The sequence below is a fragment of the Kineococcus gynurae genome, from assembly GCF_042433995.1.
Lineage (GTDB): Bacteria > Actinomycetota > Actinomycetes > Actinomycetales > Kineococcaceae > Kineococcus > Kineococcus gynurae.
This window is the reverse complement of record NZ_JBHLUI010000008.1, coordinates 794,143-814,018: the sequence shown is the minus strand read 5'-3', so window position 1 is coordinate 814,018 and position 19,876 is coordinate 794,143. Positions and strand designations below refer to the sequence as shown.

Genomic DNA, 19,876 nt, shown 5'->3' with positions numbered 1-19,876 from the left:
GCCGTAGGACCGATCAGGGGGGACGATCAGGGCGGGCGACCGGGGCGGGGTGCAGAACTGCACACCCGGGGTGCAGGACCGCACGTTGACGAGCCCCTCGGCCGGGGCGCAGGGTCGCCGGGTGACCTCACCGATGATGCTGGCCGCCGTCCTGACCCCCGAAGGGGAGTTCTCCCTGGAACGCGTTCCCCGCCCCGTCCCGCGGGCGGGCGAGGTGCTGGTCCGGGTGCGTTCCTGCGGTGTCTGCCACTCCGACCTGCACGTGGCCCGGGGGGAGATCGCGTTCCCCCGCCCGGCGGTGCTGGGGCACGAGATCAGCGGCACCGTGGTGGAACTCGGCCCGGACGTGGCGGCCACCGGAGCCGGACCGGACGTGGGGACGGCGGTCGTGGGGGCGTTCATCATGCCCTGCACGACGTGCGAGGCCTGCCGGCGCGGCCGCGACGACCTGTGCGCGGAGTTCTTCGCGCAGAACCGCACCCGCGGCGTCCTGTTCGACGGGACCTCACGGTTGTCCCGCGTGGACGGGACCCCGTTGGCGATGTACTCCATGGGCGGGTTGGCCGAGTTCGCGGTCTGCCCGGTCAGCGCGCTCGCCCCCCTCCCCGAGGGGGTGGAACCCCGCAGCGCGGCCATCCTCGGGTGCGCGGGCATGACGGCCTACGGGGCCGTGACCCGGGCCGGCCAGGTCGGTCCGGGCGACGCGGTGGGGGTCGTCGCCGTGGGGGGCCTGGGGTTGTCGATGGTGCAGCTCGCGGCCGGTTCGGGGGCCGAGACGGTGGTGGCCGTCGACGTGGACGACCGCAAGCTCGACCTCGCCCGTTCCCTCGGGGCCACCCACACCGTGAACTCCGCGTCGGTCGACGCGCTCACCGCGATCCGTGAACTCACGGGTGGCCGGGGGCTGGACGTGACCATCGAGGCGCTGGGCCGACCGGAGACCCTCCGGCTGGCGCTCGAGGCGCTCGCCGACGGCGGTCGGGCGGTCGCGGTGGGGTTGGCCGCGACCGGGGTGGAGGTGGGCGTCGAGATCACCCCCTTCGTGCGGCGAAGCCGGTCCCTGCTCGGTTCCTACGGCGCCCGGACCCGGACGGACCTGCCCGCCATCGTCGACCGGGCCGCGGCCGGGGCGTTCGACCCCGCCCGTGTCGTCACCGACGAGTTCCCGCTGCGCGCCGTGGCCGAGGCCTACGCGGCGCTCGGTCGCGGGGAGATCCGGGGCCGCGCGATCGTCACCATGGACTGAGGCCCGGGAAGACGTCCGCCCGCGCGGCGACCGCCCGCGACAATGCGTCGAGCGCGGCCCGGACCGCGGGGCGCCGGGCCGCCTCGGGGTGCACGTGCGCCCGGATGGGCACCCGGTGCGACACCCCTCCCGCCGGCACCGGGACGAGCTCCCCCTCCGCCCCGGAAGGACCGACCAGGAACGTCGGCAGCAGCGCGATCCCGGCCCCGTGCCGGACGGCGCTCAGCTGGGCGAACACCCCGCTGGCCTGGAACTCCGAACGCGGCCGCGGGAGCCCGGAGCCGCGCCGTCCGAGTTCCGGCACGGCGAGCTGCGTCTCGACGTAGGTCACGAAGTCGTGGTGGCGCAGGTCGTCACGGGACCGGGGTTCGCCGTTCTCCCGCAGGTAGTCGCGATGGGCGAACAGCGCCAACCGGTACTCCCCCAGCAGCAGACCGGGTCCACCCGGCGACGGCGAACCCCGCCCCACCGCCACGGCCAGGTCGAGCCCGGGGTACCGCCGCGCCACGGGCTGCAACAGGGTGGTGACCTGGACGGCCAGGTCCGGGTGACGCCGGTGCAGGCGGACCAGGGCCGGGGTCACCAGCGCGGCCCCGAGTCCCTCGGGGGCCCCGATGCGCAGCGTCCCCCGGACCTCCGGGACAGGGGCGGCCTCGGCCAGGGAACCGAGCGAGCGCTGGATCTCCTCGGCGGCCCGGCGCGCCCGCCGTCCCAGGTCGGTGAGTTCCCACCCGTGGGCGGTGCGCGCGAGGGTCGGCCCGCCCAGGGCCCGGTCGAGCGCGGTGATGCGCCGCGCCACCGTGGTCCGCGCGGTCCCCAGCACCTCGGCGGCGGCCCCGAAGTGGCCGAGGCGCGCGACGGTGAGCAGCACGAGCAGGTCCTCGCTGCCGGGGGCCCTCCGCTGCCCCGTCCCGGTCCCTCCCGGCTCTGTCCTGCGCGGTCTGGCCCCACCCTGTTCGGTCCGGCCCGGCTCAGTCCTGCCCGGCACGGTCCTTCTCGATCTCCGCGGCGACGTCCTGGGCGCACCGGGCGACGGCCGGCGCCACGGTCCGCACGACCTCCTCGGTCAGCCGGGCCGTGGGGCCCGACACGGACACCGCGGCCACCGAGGCGCCGACCCGCAGGGCCACCGCCAGGCAGCGGACGCCGATCTCCTGCTCACCGTCGTCGACCGCGTAACCGGTGCGGCGCACCTCGTCCAGGGCCGCCCGCAGGGCCCCGGGCGAGGTCAGCGTGTGCGGCGTGGCGGCGGTGAAGTCGAGCGAGGAGATGATCCGTTCGGCCAGGGCGGGTTCGAGCACCGCGAGCATGGCCTTGCCCACCCCCGTGCAGTGCGGGCTGACCCGGCGTCCGACCTCGGTGAACATCCGCATGCTGTGCCGCGACGGGGCCTGGGCGATGTAGACGACGTTGGTCCCGTCGAGGACGGCGAGGTTCGCGGTCTCGCCCACGACGTCGACCAACCGGGTCAGGTGCGGCATGGCGAAGTGGTGCAGCAGCGAGGTCGCCTTCTGCCCCAGACCGATCAGACGCGCACCGAGGCCGTAGCGCCGGTCGGGGAGGCGGGAGACGTACCCGCCCGCCGCCATGGTCTTGAGCAACCGGTGCGCCGTGGGCTGCGGGATCCCGGCGAGTTCGGCGATCTCGGAGAGCGAGAGCTGGCCACCGTGGTCGGCCAGCAGCGTCAGCACGCTGAACGCCCGCTCGACGGACTGCACACCCCCCTCCGCCCGGACGGGTGCAGCGAGGACCTCGGCGACCGGGTTGCGCGTCATGATTCCACTTTACGGAATCGTCTTTCCGAAATCGACCCCTCGAGCCGCTTGACCGTCCCTCGACCATCGGGCAGGCTCCACCTATCGGACCCCCGGGTCCACATGACGGAATCATGGATCGAGTCGAAGGAGACGTCGGCGGATGGGCACCATCGAGCGGATCGAGACCTGGCGCCGGGGCGCCGTCCTCGCCGTGCGCGTGGTGACCACCGACGGGGTCGAGGGCATCGGGCAGTCCGCGCCCTACCAGGTGGCCTGCACCGAGCAGGTGCTGCACACCCTGGTCGCACCGTTCTTCCTGGGAACCGCCCCGGCCGACCTTGCTGCGGCCACCGACCGCTGCTACCGGGAGAACTACAAGTTCCTCGGCAGTTTCCTGAACCGGGCCGTCGCCGGGGTCGAGACCGCGGTCTGGGACGCCCTGGGGCAGGAGACCGGTCTGCCGGTGCACGCCCTGCTCGGGGGGGCCGTCCGCGACCGGTTGCCCGTCTACGCCTCCAGCATGGTCCGCGACCGCACCCCGGGGGCCGAGGTCGAGCACCTCGCCGCCCTCGTGGAGCGGCACGGGTTCACCGGGGTCAAGATCCGCGTCGGGACCCCGATGGGCCGCGACGCCGACGTCTGGCCGGGCCGGACGGAGACCCTCGTCCCGCTCGTGCGCCGCGAGCTCGGGGACGCCGTGAGCATCCGGGCCGACGCGAACGGCGGTTACTCACCGGGCGAGGCGGTCCGCGTGGGGCGCCTCCTGGAGGAGCACGGGTACGTCCACTTCGAGGAACCGTGCCCCTACCCCCAGATCGAGCAGACCGGAGCGGTGGCCCGGACCCTCGACATCCCCGTCGCCGGCGGCGAGCAGGACACCTCCCCGGAACAGTTCGACCGGATCCTGAACCAGGGCCTGCTCGACATCGTCCAGCCCGACATCGGTTACCTCGGCGGCATCGGCCGGGCCCGGCAGGTCGCGGCCCGGGCCGACGTCGCCGGGATCCCCTGCACCCCGCACTGCGCCAACCACTCCCTGCTGGAGGTGTTCACCCTCCATATGGCGGCGGCGATGCCCGCCTGCCACCAGGCGCAGGAGTGGAGCGCGGAGGACGTGGCCTGGGCGCGCGACGTCTACGAACCCGCCCTGCAGGTCGTGGACGGCCACGTCGCGATCGGTGCGGAACCCGGCTGGGGGGTCCGGCTCACCGAACGCTTCTGCCGCGAGGCGACGACCGCGGTGACCACCGTGGCCGCCTGACCCGGGCCACGCGCGCACCCCGACGACCCACCCGCCCGACCACCCGCACCACCCACCCGCACGACCACCCGCACCGCACCGGCCGACCTGGAGACCACGGGGCCCGGTACCTCCGTCGCTGACCCGAACGAGGAACCATGACCGTCCAGATCTCCGGTTCGCCGCGCCCGCACGGCGACCGCGTCCTCACCCCCGCCGCCCTCGAGCTGCTGGGGCGCCTGCACGACGAGCTCGACGGGGAACGTCGACGTCTGCTCGGCGCCCGGGTCGATCTCGCCGCCCGGATAACGGACGGCGCCGACTTCGACTTCGACCCCGCCACCGCCGACGTGCGGTCCGGGTCCTGGACCGTCGCCCCGCCCGCACCCGGCCTGCTGGACCGCCGCGTCGAGATCACCGGACCGACCGACCGGCGCATGACGATCAACGCGCTGAACTCCGGGGCGAAGGTGTGGTTGGCCGACTTCGAGGACGCCAGCACGCCCACCTGGGCGAACCTCGTCGACGGCCAGGTGAACCTGTACGACGCGATCCGTCGCCAGGTGGACTTCGAGTCCGAGGCCGGCAAGCGCTACACCCTGGCCGAGGAGACCGCGACCGTCGTCGTCCGCCCGCGCGGACTGCACCTCGACGAGGCCCACGTGCGGGTCGGCGGCGAGGCCGTCGCCGGCGCGCTGTTCGACTTCGCCGTCTACGTGACGGCCAACGCCGCCGAGCTCCTGCGCCGCGGGAGCGGTCCCTACTTCTACCTGCCCAAGCTGGAGAGCGCCGCCGAGGCCCGGCTCTGGAACCGGGCGTTCGTCCTGGCCCAGGACTTCCTGCAGATCCCGCAGGGCAGCATCCGCGCCACGGTGCTGATCGAGACGCTGCCCGCCGCGTTCCAGATGGAGGAGATCCTCTGGGAGCTGCGCGAGCACGCCGCCGGTCTGAACGCCGGCCGCTGGGACTACATGTTCAGCCTCATCAAGTACTACCGGGCGCGCGGTCCCCGGTGGGTCCTGCCCGACCGCAACACGGTGACCATGACCGTCCCGTTCATGCGGGCCTACACCGAGCTGCTGGTGCAGACCTGCCACCGGCGCGGGGCGCACGCGATCGGTGGCATGTCGGCGTTCATCCCGAACCGGCGGCTGCCCGAGGTCAACGCGGCCGCGCTGGAGAAGGTCCGCGCCGACAAGCGACGCGAGGCCGGTGACGGGTTCGACGGCTCCTGGGTGGCCCACCCGGACCTGGTCCCGATCTGCCGGGAGGAGTTCGGAGCCGTCCTCGGCGACGACCCGCACCAGAAGCACGTCGTGCCGACCCGGGACGTGGCCGCCGCCGACCTGCTGGCCGTCGCGGAGACCCCGGGGACCATCACCCGCGCCGGGCTGGAGAGCAACATCTCCGTGGGCTTCCGCTACCTGGAGTCCTGGTTGGCCGGGACCGGGGCGGTCGCCATCGACAACCTGATGGAGGACGCGGCGACCGCTGAGATCGCCCGTTCCCAGGTCTGGCAGTGGATCCACAACCGCGTCGGTCTCGAGGACGGGGAGACCGTCACCAGCGAGCTGGTCCTGGGGCTGCTCGACGCCGTGCGCGCGGAGTCCGACTCCGCCAGCGCCGACGCTGCCCGCGACCTGTTCGCCCAGGTGGCGACCGACCCCGCCTACGTCGACTTCCTGACCCTGGCGGCCTACCCGAGCCTGGTGGAACCGGCCGCCGTCGGCGTGTCCTGACCCGCCCCTCCCCGCGGACCGGCTCGCGACGCACGAGCTCGAACCGACCCGCACGGAACCCCACGACTTGCACGACCCCACCACGACGAAGGAGTTGTTGTGCCCACCCCTCCCCGTTCCACCACCCGCCCCGTCCACCCGTCCGCGACCAGCCGACGCCGATTCCTCGGCGTGGGGGCGGGCGTGGCGACGACCGCCGGTCTCGCCGCGTGCGGCGTCAGCCCCGAGCAGACCGGCCAGGGCTCCACCGAGGGAACCGTGCGGTTCGCCTGGTGGGGCAACGACAGCCGGCAGCGGCTGTTCAGCGAGTTCGCCCAGGGTTTCACCGAGGCAGAGGTGAGGCTCGAACCCTCGGAGTACAGCGGGTACGGTGACCGGCTCTCGGTCCAGGCCGCGGGCCGCAACCTGCCCGACGTGTTCTGGATGCCGGCCAACCTCGCCCTCACCTACGCCAGCCGCGGCGCGCTCCTCGACCTGGGGACGCTGCCCGAGGGGACCATCGACCTCTCCGCCTACGACCCCGAGGTGGTGGAGTCCTGGAAGCTGGAGGGCAAGCAGTTCGGACCGGTGTACAGCCAGTACAGCACCTGCACGCAGGTCGACTCGACGGCGATGGCCGCCGCCGGCATCACCGACCTCCCCGACGACGAGACCTGGACCTGGCAGGACCTCGCCGATCTCGCGGCCGCGTACGCCCGGGCCGCGGGCGAGGGGAACTGGGGCATCGCCAACCAGAGCACCTTCTACCAGCACGCCCACCTCTGGATCCGTCAGCAGGGGGCCGAGGTCTTCACCGCCGACGGTGAGCTGGGCTTCGACGCCGACACCCTGGGCAGCTGGTTCGCGTGGTGGCAGCAGGCCACCGACGCCGGCGGGGTCATGCCCACCGAGATCTCGGCCGGGCAGACCCAGTGGACCCAGACCGGCGGTCGGACCGCCCTCTACCTGGCCCAGCTGAACCAGGTCTCGGACAACGTGTCCTTCTCCGGCGACCACGAACTGACCCTGGTCAAGAGCCCGGCCCCCTCGGGTGCGGCCCCGGACTACCAGTTCCGCTACTACACGCGGCTCTGCACGGGGGCGAACTCCGCGTCCCCCGAGCTCGCGGGGGCGTTCATCGACTACTCGCTGAACGACCCCAGCAACGCCACGGTCGTCGGTCTGGCCTCGGGGATCCCGTCCAACCCCGAGATCGTCCAGGCCATCCGCACCGAGGCCGACCCGACCGCGGTCACGATCCTCGACATGCAGGACCGCATCGACGCCCAGCCGATGCGGGCCCGCCCGGAACCCCCCGTGGGCGGGGCCAACTGGCAGACGGTGGTCGAGAAGGCCGGCGACGACATCTTCAACGGCGGTGTCGCCATCGACGCCGCGGTCGCCGAGGCCATCCGGACCCTGCAGGCCGCGCTCGACCAGGGCTGAGCATGGCCGACACCAGCACCCCGGACCTGGACGCCGACGCCGTCCTGCGGAGCACGCCGACGACCGCCACGGTCCGCCCGCCCGGCCGGTCCCGCCGACCCCGGCGGCAGGGACGGGCCGCGGCCCTCTTCCTGCTGCCGTGGATCGTCGGGTTCGTCTTCATCACGGCGGGGCCGCTCGTCGCCTCGCTGTACCTCTCCTTCACCGACTACAACCTGCTGGAACCAGCCCGCTGGGCCGGGCTGGGCAACTACGAACGCCTCTTCACCGGTGACCCGCGGTTCTACTCGTCCCTGACGGTCACCGGGCTCTACGTCCTGATCTCCGTGCCGCTCCAGCTGGCGTTCGCGCTGCTGCTGGCGATCGCCCTCGACAAGGGCATCCGGGGCCTGAACGTCTACCGGTCGGTCTTCTACCTCCCCTCCCTCATCGGTGGCAGCGTCGGCATCGGCCTGCTCTGGTACACGGTCTTCGGCTACGAGGGTGGGGTCAACCAGGTCCTGCGCGGCCTCGGGTTCTCCGACCTGCCGAACTGGATCGGGAACCCGGACACCGCGCTGGGCACGATCATCCTGCTGCACGTCTGGACCTTCGGCTCACCGATGGTCATCTTCATGGCCGGTCTGCGCCAGATCCCGACCGACCTGTACGAGCAGGCCGGGCTGGACGGGGCCGGGAAGTTCGGGCAGTTCCGGCACGTCACGGTGCCGTTGCTCACCCCGATCATCTTCTTCAACCTCGTGCTGCAGCTGATCCAGGCGTTCCAGGCGTTCACACCCGCCTACGTCATCAGCCGGGGCACCGGGGGTCCGGCTGACTCGACCATGTTCTACACGCTCTACCTCTACATCCAGGGATTCACGCAGTTCGACATGGGGTACGCCTCGGCGATGGGCTGGATCCTGCTGGTCATCATCGCGATCTTCACCGGTCTGAACTTCCTCTTCTCCAGGTACTGGGTGTTCTACAATGACTAGTCCCGCCGTCCTCGACCCCAGCGTCACGGGTCCCGCCCCGCAGCGTCGCCGGATGTCCCGGCGCGGTGCCGCCAACCTCAAGCACGTCCTGCTGATCGTGGCCACGATCGCCATGCTGTACCCGGTGCTGTGGATGCTGAAGAGCTCCATCACCCCCGAGAACGAGATCATGTCCTCTTTCTCGATCATCCCCGGGTCGGTCACCCTGGACAACTACGTCCAGGGTTGGGCCTCGGGGGTGGGCGGGGGCATCCCCGTCTACATCGTGAACTCGCTGCTGGTCGTGGTCGGGTGCGTGATCGGCAACCTGGTGTCCTGCTCCCTGGCCGCCTACGCCTTCGCCCGGTTGGACTTCCGGTTCAAGAACCTGACCTTCGCCCTCATGCTGGCCGGGATCATGCTGCCCTACCACGTGGTGGCCATCCCCCAGTACGTGGAGTTCGCCTCGCTCGGACTGGTGGGCACCTACTGGCCGCTGATCCTGCCCAAGCTGCTGGCCACGGACTCGTTCTTCGTGTTCCTCATGGTGCAGTTCCTCCGGGGCATCCCCCGCCAGCTCGACGAGGCGGCGGCCATCGACGGGGCCGGGGTCTTCCGGACCTTCTTCTGGATCATCCTGCCGCTCATGCGTCCGGCGCTCATCACCACCACGATCTTCACCTTCATCTGGAACTGGAACGACTTCTTCTCCCCACTCATCTACCTGACCGACCCGGGGATGTACACGCTGCCGCTGGGGTTGAACTCCCTGGTCAGCACGGAGTCGGGCAGCGGACTGGGACCGCTGCTGGCGATGTCGGTGGTCTCGCTGATCCCGATCGCGCTCTTCTTCTTCTTCACCCAGAAGTACATCGTCCAGGGCATCGCGACCACGGGAATCAAATGAGCACCACGACCTCCGACCACCCCGCCTCCGCACCGACCCCCGCCGGCGCCGGCCGGTGGGCCGAACCCTGGTACCGGCGGGCCCGCCGGTTCGGCCAGACCAACCTGGTCGAGGCCGACCCCGGCCGCTTCGACGTCGGGTTCTGGCGCCGGCAGTGGCGACGGACGGGGATCGACGCGGTCTTCGTCAACTGCGGGGGCATCGCGGCCTACTACCCCTCCGCGGTGGAGGGTCACCAGCTCGCCCCCGGGATCGACCGGCGCGACCTGTTCGGCGAGGTGCTGACCGCGGCCCGGGCCGACGGGCTCGCGGTGGTCGCCCGGATGGACTCCAACCGGGGGGACGAGCAGGTGTTCCGGGCGCACCCGGACTGGTTCTGCGTCGACGCCGCGGGTGAGCCGTACCGCCGGGGAGACAAGTACGCGACCTGCGTGAGCAGCGACTACTACGACGAGTTCATGCCGTCGATCTTCCGCGAGGTCATCGACCGCTACGCACCCGACGGGTTCGCCGACAACGGTTGGGCCGGGATCGATCGCGACAAGATCTGCTACTGCGCCAACTGCGCTCGTCGCTTCGCCGACGCGACCGGGCGCGACCTGCCCCGGGCCACCGACTTCGACGACCCCGATCACCTCGCCTGGCTGGACTGGAACTACGCCCGGCGCACGGAGCTGTGGGACGCGAACAACGCGGTGACCCGCGGGGCCGGTGGTCCCGACTGCCTCTGGCTGGGCATGCTGCACGGGCAGATCGCGCACAACGCCGCGGTCTTCCAGGACACCGCCGAGCTGGCCGCGCGGACGCCGATCATCCTGCTCGACCACCAGCGTCGGCACGGCGACGAGGGGTTCGAGCAGAACGCCGAGGTGGTCAAACGACTGCACGGGGTCCTCGGGTACGACAAACCGGTCTTCGAGTGCACCGCCCTGTACGACATGGGGTACCCCGCGTTCCGGCTGTCCAGCATGCCCCGGGCCGAGGTCGAGCTGTGGATGACCGAGGGCTGGGCCGGTGGCTCCTCGCCGTGGTGGCACCACATCGGCTCGGTGCACGAGGACCGTCGGCAGTACGAGAACGCGGTCGACCTGTTCGGCTGGCACCGGGAGCACCAGGACCTGCTCACCGACCGGACCCCGGTGGCCCGGGTCGGGGTCGTCTGGTCGCAGCGCAACTTCGACCTGCACGGGCGCGGGGACGGCCCCAACACCGTCATCGCGCCCTACGCCGGGTTCACCCGCGTCCTGGTGACCGAGAACGTCCCCTTCGTCCCCGTCCACGTCGACCGGATCGCCACGACGGACGTCGACGTGCTCGTCCTGCCCGACCTCGCGGTGATGAGCGACGCGCAGTGCGACGCCGTCCGGGAGTTCGCGGCGCGCGGGGGCTCGGTGGTGGCCACGGGCGCGACCAGTTCCCGCGACGTCGACGGCCGCGAGCGCGACGACCTCGCCCTGGCCGACCTGTTCGGCGCCCGGCGCACGGGAGGTTCCCGCGGGGGGATCCGTCCGCCGATCGCCTCGATCGAGGTCTGGGACCGGCACTCCTACCTGCGGGTCGAGGACCCGCCGACGGGGCGGCACCCGGTGCTGGCCGGGCTCGGCGACACCGACACGCTCTCCTTCGGGGGTTTCCTGCCGGAGGTCCGGGCGAGCGAGGACAGCACCGTCCTGCTCACCTACGTCCCGGAGTTCCCCATCTTCCCGCCCGAGACGAGCTGGATGCGCACGCCGCGCACCGACGTCCCCGCGCTGCTGGTGCGCGAGGGCCCGGGGGGTGGACGGGTCGTGTACCTGCCGGCCGACCTCGACCGGTGCTCGCACCGGGAGGAGCAGCCCGACCACGCCCGGGTCCTCGCCGGATGCCTGGAGTGGGTGCTGGACGGGCGCAACCCGGTCCGGGTCGAGTCCCCCGCGCCGGTGAACGTCAACCTGTGGGCGCACCGCAGCGGGCAGGTGCTGCACCTGAACAACCTGCTGTACAGCTCGACGGTCCCGGGACGGCAGGACCGGATCGTGCCCTACGGCCCGATCGACGTGGCCGTGCGGGTCCCCGAGGGCGAGCGGGTCGCGTTCGTGCGCGGACTGGTCGACGCCGGGGACCTGGAGTTCACGGTCACCGACGGCTGGGTGGAGTTCCGGGTCGCACGACTGGGCAGCCACGAGGTCGTGCACCTCGGGACCGGGCCCGCGTGAGCGGCCCCGTCGCCCTGCACGCGCGCTGGGACCGGGCCGAGGGACGCTCCCGCGGGGTCGTCGTGCTCCTCGGTTCGCTGGGCTCGGACACCACGATGTGGGACCCGCAGGTCCCGGTCCTGCGCCGCCACCTCGACGTGCTGCGCATCGACCACCGCGGCCACGGCCGCTCACCCGCGGTCTCCGGCCCGTACTCCCTGGACGACCTGTCCGGCGACGTCCTGGCCGTCCTGGACCGCGAGGGCGTCGCCGAGGCGAGCCTGGTGGGGTTGTCGATCGGGGGGATGGTCGCGATGAGCACCGCGCTCCTCGCCCCGAAGCGCCTGCCCCGCCTGGTGCTGCTCTGCTCCTCGGCCTCGCTCGGTCCCGCCTCGGCCTGGGAGGCCCGGGCGGCGAGGGTGCTGGCCGAGGGGCCCGGGGCGGTCGCCGCCGACGTCGTGAGCCGGTGGTTCAGCCCCGCGTACGCCGCCGAGCACCCCTGGGTGGGGCAGCGGATGCGGGACATGATCGCCGCGACCGACCGGGACGGTTACTCCGGGTGCTGCGCCGCCATCGCGCGCATGGACCTGCTCCCCCGCCTCGCCGACCTGCGCTCCCGGGTGCTCGCGGTCGCGGGTGAGCAGGACCGCACCACCCCGCCGGAGCACCTGCGCGCGGTGGCCGACCGGATCCCCGGCGCCCGCTTCACCACCGTCCCCGGCGCCCACCTCGCCAGCTGGGAGGACGCCGACCTGGTGAACTCCCTGATCCTCGACCACCTCGGCGTCGTCGTGGACTGACCGGCGGTCGCGGCGAGGGTCAGCGGAACTGCAGGTCGAGGGTCTTCCAGGGGGTCCAGTCGACCTCGTCCCAGACGGGGTCGCGGGAGGGTTCGCCGAACTCGAGGCCGTCGTGGGCGGCGAACACCTGCACCGGGTCGAGGTCGTCGGCGACCGCGGGCCACCCTGGGTCACCGGTCAGCATGTAGTCGGCCCATGCGCTCGACATGCGCCCGGCCAGGGCCGCCGCGGCGGGGGTCGGCCACACGCCGGGCAGCCGGGACCCGATCGCCGGGACCCGGCGCAGCAGCGGCAGGACCGGGACGGCGTGCAGGAAGAACTCGTACTCGCGGGGGTCGCCGAACACGAAGGCGAGCTCGACGGCGTGCCCGGCCCCGATCCGCGGGTTGGGGCTGCGCCAGTCGAGCCGGGACCGGTGGACGCGCGCGCCCGCGGCCGACTGCGCCCGGCCGACCCGGCGGGTGGGTTCGGCGAACAGCGCCGCGGTCATCAACCGGTCGGTGAACTCCTTGGGCGAGCGCGCCCCGGAACGGTCGCGGAAACCGGCGAACTGCTCCTCGTCCAACCGCGCCGCCCGCGCGTAGGCCGCGAGGTCGGCCGCGGTGCGCGGCCGAGGCGAGCGGGGCAGCGCGCTGAAGAGTTTCCACTCCTCCGCATTCGCGTGGAGCAGGACGTCGACGTCACCGCGTCCGCCCGTCGGGTCGAGCGGGTCGGAGGTGACGAGGTCCCCGTCGACCAGCGGCGAGTAGATCGTCGGGAGCAGCGCGCGCGGACCGGCCTCGGGGTGCTTCTGCACGTCGGCCAGGACCGCGTCGGTCGCCTCCAGCAGCCGGCGCGGGGGCAACCCGGCGAAACCCTCCCAGGTGTTCGGCACCCGGGCCGCGGTCGCGACGAGCGCGGCGATCTCGCGGGCGTAGGGGACGGTCCAGTACTCCCCGGGAACGCTCTGCAGGATCGCCCGGTGGAACAGCCCCGCGGTGCTCGGCGCCCGCAGCAGGGCCGCGATCGACCCCGCCCCGGCCGACTCCCCCGCGACCGTCACCCGCCCCGGGTCGCCCCCGAACGCGGCGATGTTCTCCTGGACCCAGCGCAGCGCGGCGACCTGGTCCAGCAGCCCCCGGTTGTCCGGCGCCCCGGCCACCGAGCCGAACCCCTCGAAACCCAGGCGGTAGTTCACCGCCACGACGACGAGTCCGCGGCGCACCCAGGCCCCCGGGAAGTAGGCCGGAGAGCTGCCGGCCCCGCCGACGTAGGCGCCGCCGTGGATCCAGACGACGACGGGGACCCCGCGCGGGAAGTCCTCGGGGCAGAACACGTCCAGGGTCAGGTAGTCGTCCCCCACCCCGGGGTTCCAGACCGGTCCTCCCGGGACCGCCGCCTGCGGGGCGACCGCGGACGGGCGACGAGCCTCCCGCACGCCCGACCACGGTTCCGGGCGGACCGGGGCCTGCAACCGTCGAGGACCGACGGGCGGTGCGGCGTAAGGGATACCGCGGAAGGCGGCGACCCCCTGCCGGGGATCGCCGCCTCGGACGCCACCGCTGCCGGTGACCACGACTCGAGCCATGCCGCGACGCTAACCCAGGCCCCGAACCCCGGCAGGACGGGCCGGGCGCCGCGGGCCGGTCCCGCTCAGAGAGCGAGCAGCTCCGGGTCGGCGAGCGCCGTCACGGCGGCCCGTGCCGCCTCGGGGGTGTCGGCCGCCAGGGCCGCGGCCCCCATGGCCTGCGCGGTCGCGAGCGTCGTGCGCGAGAGGGCGAACCGGACCGCGGGGACGGCGGCCGGGGCCATCGAGAGGCTGGTGACCCCGAGCCCGACCAGGACGAGGGCGAGCAGCGGGTCGCGCGCGGCCTCGCCGCAGACCCCGACGGGCTTGCCGACCGCGGCCCCGGCGGCACCGGTGAGCGCGACGAGCTGGAGCACCGCGGGCTGCCACGGGTCGAGCAGCTCGGCCAGGTCGCCGGCGAGCCGGTCGGCGGCCATGGCGTACTGGGTGAGGTCGTTGGTGCCCAGGCTGACGAAGTCGGCCCCGGCGGCCAGGACGGAGCCGGCTCGCAGCGCGGCGGCCGGCACCTCGACCATGACCCCGACGGTGGCGAGCCCTGCGGCCCGGGCCTGCGCGGTGAACGCGGCGGTCTCGGGACCGGTCGCGACCATGGGGGCCATCACCCAGGGGCGGGCCCCGGTCTGCTCGGCCGCGGCGGCCAGCGCGGTGAGCTGGTCGGCCAGCAGCCCGGGGTGCTTGCGGCTGGTGCGCAGCCCGCGGACGCCGAGGGCGGGGTTCTCCTCGGGCTCGACCTCGACGAACTTCAGCGGCTTGTCGGCCCCGGCGTCGAGGGTGCGCACGACGACCTTGCGGTCGCCGAAGGCGCGGAACACGCGGACGTAGGCCTCGGTCTGCTCGGCGACGGTGGGGGCGGTCTCGCGGTCCAGGAAGAGGACCTCGGTCCGGAACAGCCCGACCCCCTCGACGTCGCGGGCGGCGGCCCGTTCGGCGTCCTCGACCGTGCCCACGTTGGCGAGCAGCTGGACGGCGACGCCGTCGGCGGTGCGACCGGGCCCGCCGGAGCTCTCCGCGAGGGCCGCCCGCACGGCCCGGCGGGCCTCGACGGCGGCGACCAGCTCGGCCGAGGGGTCGGGGGTGACGCTGCCGGCGCGGGCGTCGAGCGCGACGGTGCTGCCGGCCACCAGGTCCAGCGCGCCCTCGACCCGTACCACGCAGGGGATGTCGAGCTGGGCGGCGATGATCGCGGTGTGCGAGGTCGGTCCGCCGAGCGCGGTCACGATGCCGACGACCTTGGCCAGGTCCAGCGCCGCGGTGTCGGCCGGGGCGAGGTCGGCCGCGACGACCACCGAGGGGCCGACCAGGGCGGGGACGCCCGGCTGGGGGACGTCGAGGACGTGCGCGACGACGCGGTCGCGGACGTCGCGCAGGTCGGTGACCCGCTCGGCCAGGTAGGGGCCGGAGGCGGCGAGGATGGCGCAGAACCCCTCGACGGCCTCGTCGACCGCCGAGGCCGGGCCGGTGCCGGCCCCGATCCGCCGCTCGACGTCGCCGATGAGCCCCGGGTCCTCGGCCATGAGGGCCGTCGCGTTCAGCACGTCGGCGGTGGTGCCCCCGGCCACCGCGGCCCGTTCGCGCAGGGTCGCGGCGACCGTGGCGAAGGCGGCCCGGACCTGCGCGACCGCGGCGGCCGGCTCGGCGGCGGCCGGCTCGTCGCGCGGGGGCCGGGTGGCCGGCGCGACCTGGACGACGGTGCCCACGGCGGCGGAGGTGCCGACGCCCACCCCGTGCAGGGCGGCGGTGACGGTCCCGGCCAGCGGTCCGGTGGTGGTGTTCATGCTCGGTCCTTCGGTCGGGGGTTCGTCAGGGGCTCGGGCGGGCTCGGCGGGGGGCCGGGGCGGGGGCTCAGGCGGCGTCGTGGTCGGTCTCGACGAGAGCGGCCAGCTGCTCCAGGGCGGCGTCGGCCCCGTCGCCCTCGGCACTCAGGACGACGGTGTCGCCGTGCTTGGCCGCCAGACCCATGACCATGAGGATGCTGCGGGCGTCGACCGGGTCGCCGCCCTCCTTGGCGATGGTGACGGGCAGGCCGGTCGCGGTGGCGGCCTGGACGAAGAGCGAGGCGGGGCGGGCGTGCAGCCCGACGCGGGAGCCGACGACGGCGGTACGGGTGCTCATGGGGATCTCCTGGCGGGGTCTGGGGTGGGGCGAGGGTAGTCCCCGTCCGCGGCGACGGACGGGGCGCCCGTGCGGGCGGGATGTCGGGGCAGACGAAGAGCCGGTGGTCGCCGGGTCGCGGCGACCACCGGCTCCGTCGGGGGTGACGTCGGGGACGTCGGAGGCCGTCGGGGGACGGCGCCGGGAGCCTCAGACGGCGACGGGCTGGCCCGCGGTGTCGGTGACGGCGTGACCCTTGCGGTGGGCCCCCTTGAAGGCGATGACGACGGCCGCGGTGATGATCGAGCCGATGACGATGGCCAGCAGGTAGGTCACCGGGTTGCCGACCAGCCCGAGGACCACGACCCCGCCGTGGGGGGCGCGCAGGGTGTTGCCGAAGGCCATCACCAGACCGCCGGTGATGCCGGAGCCGATCATGCAGGCCGGGATGATCCGCAGCGGGGCGGCCGCGGCGAACGGGATCGCCCCCTCGGTGATGAAGAACGCGCCCAGCAGGTAGGCCGCCTTGCCGTTCTGGCGCTCGGCCTCGGTGAACAGCTTCTTGCGCAGGGTGGTCGCCAGGGCGATCCCGAGCGGCGGGGTCATGCCGGCGGCCATGACGGCGGCCATGACCTTGAGCTCGACCGGGCTGCCCGAGGCGGTCGCCGCGGTGGCGAGCCCGGTGGTCGCGAAGGTGTAGGCCACCTTGTTGATGGGCCCGCCCAGGTCGGCGGCCATCATGACGCCGAGGATCACGCCGAGCAGGACGATCCCGCTGCCGGACAACGAGTTCAGACCGTCGGTGAGGGCCTCGGAGAGCCAGCGCAGCGGCCGGCCGAGGACGACCAGCATGAGGGCCGCGGTGACGAAGGTGGCGATGAGCGGGATGACCACGACGGGCATGACCCCGCGCACCGAGTTCGGCACCTTGAGGCGCGAGAGGTACAGCGCGATGAACCCGCCGAGGAAACCGGCGGCCAGACCACCGAGGAAGCCCGCGCCGACGGTGACGGCGATGGTCCCACCGACGAACCCGGGGGCGATGCCCGGGCGGTTGGCGATCCCGAAGGCGATGAACCCGGCGAGGACCGGGACCAGGAACCCGAACGCGGAGGCCCCGATGACGAACATCAAGCCGGCCCACTGCTCGGAGCTGGTGACGTCGAAACCCTGCTCGAACAGGCCGACGAAGTAGGCGGTGGCCGACTGGTCGCCCCGGTTGAGCGCGACCTCGTACCCGCCGACCAGGAAGGCCAGGGCGATGAGGATCCCGCCCGCGGCGACGAACGGGATCATGTAGCTGACCCCGGTCATCAGCCACTGGCGCACGCGGGTGGCGGTGGAGGCGCCCTCGGTGACCTTGGTGGCCAGACCCGCGTCGGCGGGCTTGGCGCCCCCGGCGGCGGGGGCGCTCTTCGGACCGGCCTCGGCGGCCGCGACGGCGGCGGCCACGACCCCGGGGGCGTCGGCGACGGCCTTCTTGACCCCGACGTCGACGAACGGCTTGCCGTCGAAGCGCTCACGGTCGCGGACCTCGAGGTCGGCGGCGAAGATCACCGCGTCGGCCTCGGCGATGAGCGCCGGGTCGAAGGGCGGGGACGGGACCGCACCCTGGGTCTCGACGATCACCTCGTGGCCCGCGGCCTTGCCGGCCTGCTCGAGGGCCTCGGCGGCCATGAAGGTGTGGGCGATGCCCGTGGGGCAGGACGTGATGGCGACGAACTTCATCGGCCGTAGACCTCTCGGAGGACGGTCGCGGCGACCGACTCGGCGTCGGGAGCCTCGAGCAGGGACTGACGGAAGGAGGCGTGCACGAGCTTGCGGGCCAGCGCGGCCAGGATGGTGAGGTGGTCGGCCTCGCCCGTGGTGGGGGCGGCGATGAGGAAGACCAGCGTGGCCGGCCCGTCCGGGGCACCGAAGTCGACGCCCGCGGGCACCCGGCCCACGGCGAGGCTCGGGACGGTGACGGCGGCGGAGCGGGCGTGGGGCAGACCGATGCCGCCGGGGATGCCGGTGGCCATCTGCTCCTCGCGGGCGGCGACGTCGGCCAGGAACTGGTCGAGGTCGGTGACGCGGCCGGCGTCGAGCAGCTTCGTCGCGAGCTGACGGGTGGCGTCGGCCTTGTCGGTCGCGGTGAGCTCGGCGATGACGAGCTCGGCGGTGATCAGGTCGGGCTGGGTGTCGGTCATCAGAGGTCCTTCACTGCGGTGTCGGGATCGGGGTCGGCGACGACCCGCACCCCGGCGGTGCCGGCGGTGCTCTCGTCGGGGCCGGGAACGGTGCTGCCGGGCAGCAGGACGGCGGCCCGGCCCCAGGCCACCGCGGTCGCGAGCCGGTCGGCGGGGTCGCCGGCGGCGTGCAGGTAACCGGCCAGCGTGCAGTCGCCGGCACCCACGGTGCTGCGGGGGACGAGCGGCTCGCCGCCGGCCCACCAGGAACCCCGGGCGGTGACGAGCAGCGCGCCCGATCCCCCGAGGGAGACGAGGACCTCGCCCACCCCGCGGTCCAGGAGCTCACGGGCCGCGGCGAGCACGTCGCCCACGGTCAGGAGTTCCCGGGCCACGAGCTCGGCCAGTTCCTCGAGGTTGGGTTTGAGGAGGTCCGGGCCGGCGTCCACGACGGCGGCCAGGGCGGCGCCCGAGGTGTCGACGGCGGTGGCCACCCCCGCGGCCCGACCGAGGGCCACGATGCGGGCGTGCAGGTCGACCGGCGCGCCCGGGGGCAGGCTGCCCGAGGCCACCAGCCAGGCGGGGTCGACGGTCAACCGCCCGCGCACGGCGAGCAGGAGCGCCTCGACCTCGCTCGCGGCGAGCTCGGGACCGGCCTCGTTGATCTTCGTGGTGGTGCCGTCGGCCTCGACCACGGTGGTGTTGGTCCGGATGCTGCCCGCGATGTGGGTGGTCACGGCGTGCACCTGCTGCGGGGCGAGCATGGCCTGCAGGCGGTCGCCGTCGACGCCCCCCGAGGGGAGCACGGCGACGGTGCGGTGGCCGTGCCGGGCCAGGACCCGGGCGACGTTCACGCCCTTGCCCCCGGCCTCGACGCTGCTCCCGGTCGAGCGGAGCACCTCACCGCGGGTGAGGACCGTCAGTTCGACGGTGTGGTCGATGCTCGGGTTCGGCGTGACCGTCAGCACGGTGCGCGCGCTCATGCGAGCACCACGCGGGGGCCGGCGGCCTCGACGTCGGCGACGACGTCGGCGTCCGCGGCGGAGTCGGTGATCACGGTGTCGATCTCCTCCAGCGAGGCGATGTGGGCGAAGTCGTCGCGGCCGAGCTTGGTGTGGTCGGTCAGCACGACGGTGCGCCGGGCGGCGCGGATGAGGGCCCGTTTGACCGAGGCCTCGGCGACGTCGGGCGTGGAGAGCCCGCGTTGGGGGGTGAGGGCGTTGGTGGCCAGGAAGCAGACGTCGGCGAACACGTCCGCGAGCAGCGTCTCGGCCCAGGTGCCGACGGCGGCCAGGGTGCGACCGCGGACCTGACCGCCGACGAGGTGCAGCGTGACGTTGGCCAGGCCCGAGACGCTCTGCGCGACGGTCAGGGCGTGGGTCACGACGGTCAGCTCGCGGTCGGTGGGCAGCATCTCGGCCAGCCGGACCGTCGTGGTGCCGGCGTCGATGACGACGGTGCCCGCCTCGGGGAGCTCGGCCAGCGCCTGCTTGGCGATGCGCTCCTTCTCGGCGGCGAAGACGCCCTGGCGCTCCCCCACGGCGAGCTCGTGCCCGAGCCGCTCGACCGCGATCGCCCCGCCGTGCACCCGGCGCAGGACGCCGAGACGCTCGAGCGTGGTCAGGTCGCGACGGATCGTCTCGGGGGTGACGTCGAGGGTGTCGGCCAGAGCGGCGACCTCGACCCGGCCCGCGCTGCGGGCGCGGTCCAGGATCGCCTGGTGGCGCTCCGGTGCGTACATGGCCGACTCCATCGTCTGGTTCCGTCCGCGATGCCCGATCGGCCCCGCGTGAAGCAAGAGTGAAC

Annotated in this window: 17 protein-coding genes; 8 read left to right on the top strand and 9 right to left on the bottom strand. The window is 73.6% G+C overall.

Features of this window, described 5'->3' with window-relative positions:
- Nucleotides 1-133: 133 nt before the first annotated feature.
- Nucleotides 134-1,246, top strand: coding sequence for a zinc-binding dehydrogenase (locus ACFFKU_RS10175; protein WP_490054851.1), 1,113 nt, complete (start codon nucleotides 134-136; stop codon nucleotides 1,244-1,246).
- Here the strand turns inward: ACFFKU_RS10175 and ACFFKU_RS10170 are convergent.
- Nucleotides 1,233-2,117, bottom strand: a complete 885-nt coding sequence (locus tag ACFFKU_RS10170) for a LysR family transcriptional regulator (RefSeq protein WP_380137629.1) — start codon at nucleotides 2,115-2,117, stop codon at nucleotides 1,233-1,235. The two genes, ACFFKU_RS10175 and ACFFKU_RS10170, sit on opposite strands and share 14 nt — an antisense overlap.
- 100 nt (nucleotides 2,118-2,217) lie before the next feature.
- Nucleotides 2,218-3,021, bottom strand: a complete 804-nt coding sequence (locus tag ACFFKU_RS10165) for an IclR family transcriptional regulator (RefSeq protein ID WP_380137628.1) — start codon at nucleotides 3,019-3,021, stop codon at nucleotides 2,218-2,220.
- 142 nt (nucleotides 3,022-3,163) lie between these two features.
- On the opposite strand from ACFFKU_RS10165, the gene ACFFKU_RS10160 reads away from it, so the two are divergent.
- From ACFFKU_RS10160 to pcaD, 7 genes are all read left to right on the top strand, one after another.
- A complete protein-coding gene (locus ACFFKU_RS10160) occupies nucleotides 3,164-4,264 on the top strand; it encodes a mandelate racemase/muconate lactonizing enzyme family protein (RefSeq protein WP_380137627.1) in 1,101 nt (366 codons plus the stop codon).
- Nucleotides 4,265-4,401: 137 nt separating this feature from the next.
- The gene (gene aceB, locus ACFFKU_RS10155; RefSeq protein ID WP_380137625.1) at nucleotides 4,402-5,982 is read left to right on the top strand and encodes a malate synthase A; all 1,581 of its coding nucleotides are present in this window, start codon (nucleotides 4,402-4,404) and stop codon (nucleotides 5,980-5,982) included.
- A gap of 99 nt (nucleotides 5,983-6,081) precedes the next feature.
- Nucleotides 6,082-7,407, top strand: a complete 1,326-nt coding sequence (locus tag ACFFKU_RS10150) for an ABC transporter substrate-binding protein (RefSeq protein ID WP_380137624.1) — start codon at nucleotides 6,082-6,084, stop codon at nucleotides 7,405-7,407.
- A 2-nt stretch (nucleotides 7,408-7,409) separates the two neighbouring features.
- Entirely contained in the window at nucleotides 7,410-8,384 is a 975-nt protein-coding gene (locus ACFFKU_RS10145) for a carbohydrate ABC transporter permease (protein WP_380137623.1), read from the top strand.
- Between the two features lie 52 nt (nucleotides 8,385-8,436).
- Nucleotides 8,437-9,270, top strand: coding sequence for a carbohydrate ABC transporter permease (locus ACFFKU_RS10140; RefSeq protein ID WP_380137621.1), 834 nt, complete (start codon nucleotides 8,437-8,439; stop codon nucleotides 9,268-9,270).
- Nucleotides 9,267-11,465, top strand: coding sequence for a beta-galactosidase (locus tag ACFFKU_RS10135; protein ID WP_380137619.1), 2,199 nt, complete (start codon nucleotides 9,267-9,269; stop codon nucleotides 11,463-11,465). Before ACFFKU_RS10140 ends, ACFFKU_RS10135 begins: the two co-directional genes overlap by 4 nt.
- Nucleotides 11,462-12,244 (top strand): 3-oxoadipate enol-lactonase, encoded by a 783-nt coding sequence (pcaD, locus tag ACFFKU_RS10130; protein WP_380137617.1) that lies wholly within the window; start codon nucleotides 11,462-11,464, stop codon nucleotides 12,242-12,244. The genes ACFFKU_RS10135 and pcaD overlap by 4 nt, the downstream gene beginning before the upstream one ends.
- A 19-nt stretch (nucleotides 12,245-12,263) precedes the next feature.
- Here the strand turns inward: pcaD and ACFFKU_RS10125 are convergent, their stop codons facing one another.
- The 7 genes from ACFFKU_RS10125 to ACFFKU_RS10095 form a co-directional block, all read right to left on the bottom strand.
- Nucleotides 12,264-13,811 carry a carboxylesterase/lipase family protein gene (locus tag ACFFKU_RS10125; protein ID WP_380137615.1) on the bottom strand — a complete coding sequence of 516 codons (1,548 nt, stop codon included), beginning with the start codon at nucleotides 13,809-13,811 and terminating at the stop codon, nucleotides 12,264-12,266.
- A 65-nt stretch (nucleotides 13,812-13,876) separates the two neighbouring features.
- Nucleotides 13,877-15,586 carry a phosphoenolpyruvate--protein phosphotransferase gene (ptsP, locus tag ACFFKU_RS10120; protein ID WP_380137614.1) on the bottom strand — a complete coding sequence of 570 codons (1,710 nt, stop codon included), beginning with the start codon at nucleotides 15,584-15,586 and terminating at the stop codon, nucleotides 13,877-13,879.
- Nucleotides 15,587-15,653: 67 nt separating this feature from the next.
- Entirely contained in the window at nucleotides 15,654-15,923 is a 270-nt protein-coding gene (locus tag ACFFKU_RS10115) for an HPr family phosphocarrier protein (protein WP_380137612.1), read from the bottom strand.
- 189 nt (nucleotides 15,924-16,112) lie between these two features.
- A complete protein-coding gene (locus ACFFKU_RS10110) occupies nucleotides 16,113-17,630 on the bottom strand; it encodes a PTS fructose transporter subunit IIC (protein ID WP_380137611.1) in 1,518 nt (505 codons plus the stop codon).
- Nucleotides 17,627-18,091 carry a PTS sugar transporter subunit IIA gene (locus tag ACFFKU_RS10105; protein WP_380137610.1) on the bottom strand — a complete coding sequence of 155 codons (465 nt, stop codon included), beginning with the start codon at nucleotides 18,089-18,091 and terminating at the stop codon, nucleotides 17,627-17,629. The genes ACFFKU_RS10110 and ACFFKU_RS10105 overlap by 4 nt, the downstream gene beginning before the upstream one ends.
- Nucleotides 18,091-19,053 (bottom strand): 1-phosphofructokinase, encoded by a 963-nt coding sequence (pfkB, locus tag ACFFKU_RS10100; RefSeq protein WP_380137609.1) that lies wholly within the window; start codon nucleotides 19,051-19,053, stop codon nucleotides 18,091-18,093. The genes ACFFKU_RS10105 and pfkB overlap by 1 nt, the downstream gene beginning before the upstream one ends.
- Nucleotides 19,050-19,811 (bottom strand): DeoR/GlpR family DNA-binding transcription regulator, encoded by a 762-nt coding sequence (locus ACFFKU_RS10095; RefSeq protein ID WP_380137607.1) that lies wholly within the window; start codon nucleotides 19,809-19,811, stop codon nucleotides 19,050-19,052. Before ACFFKU_RS10095 ends, pfkB begins: the two co-directional genes overlap by 4 nt.
- Nucleotides 19,812-19,876: the final 65 nt, after the last annotated feature.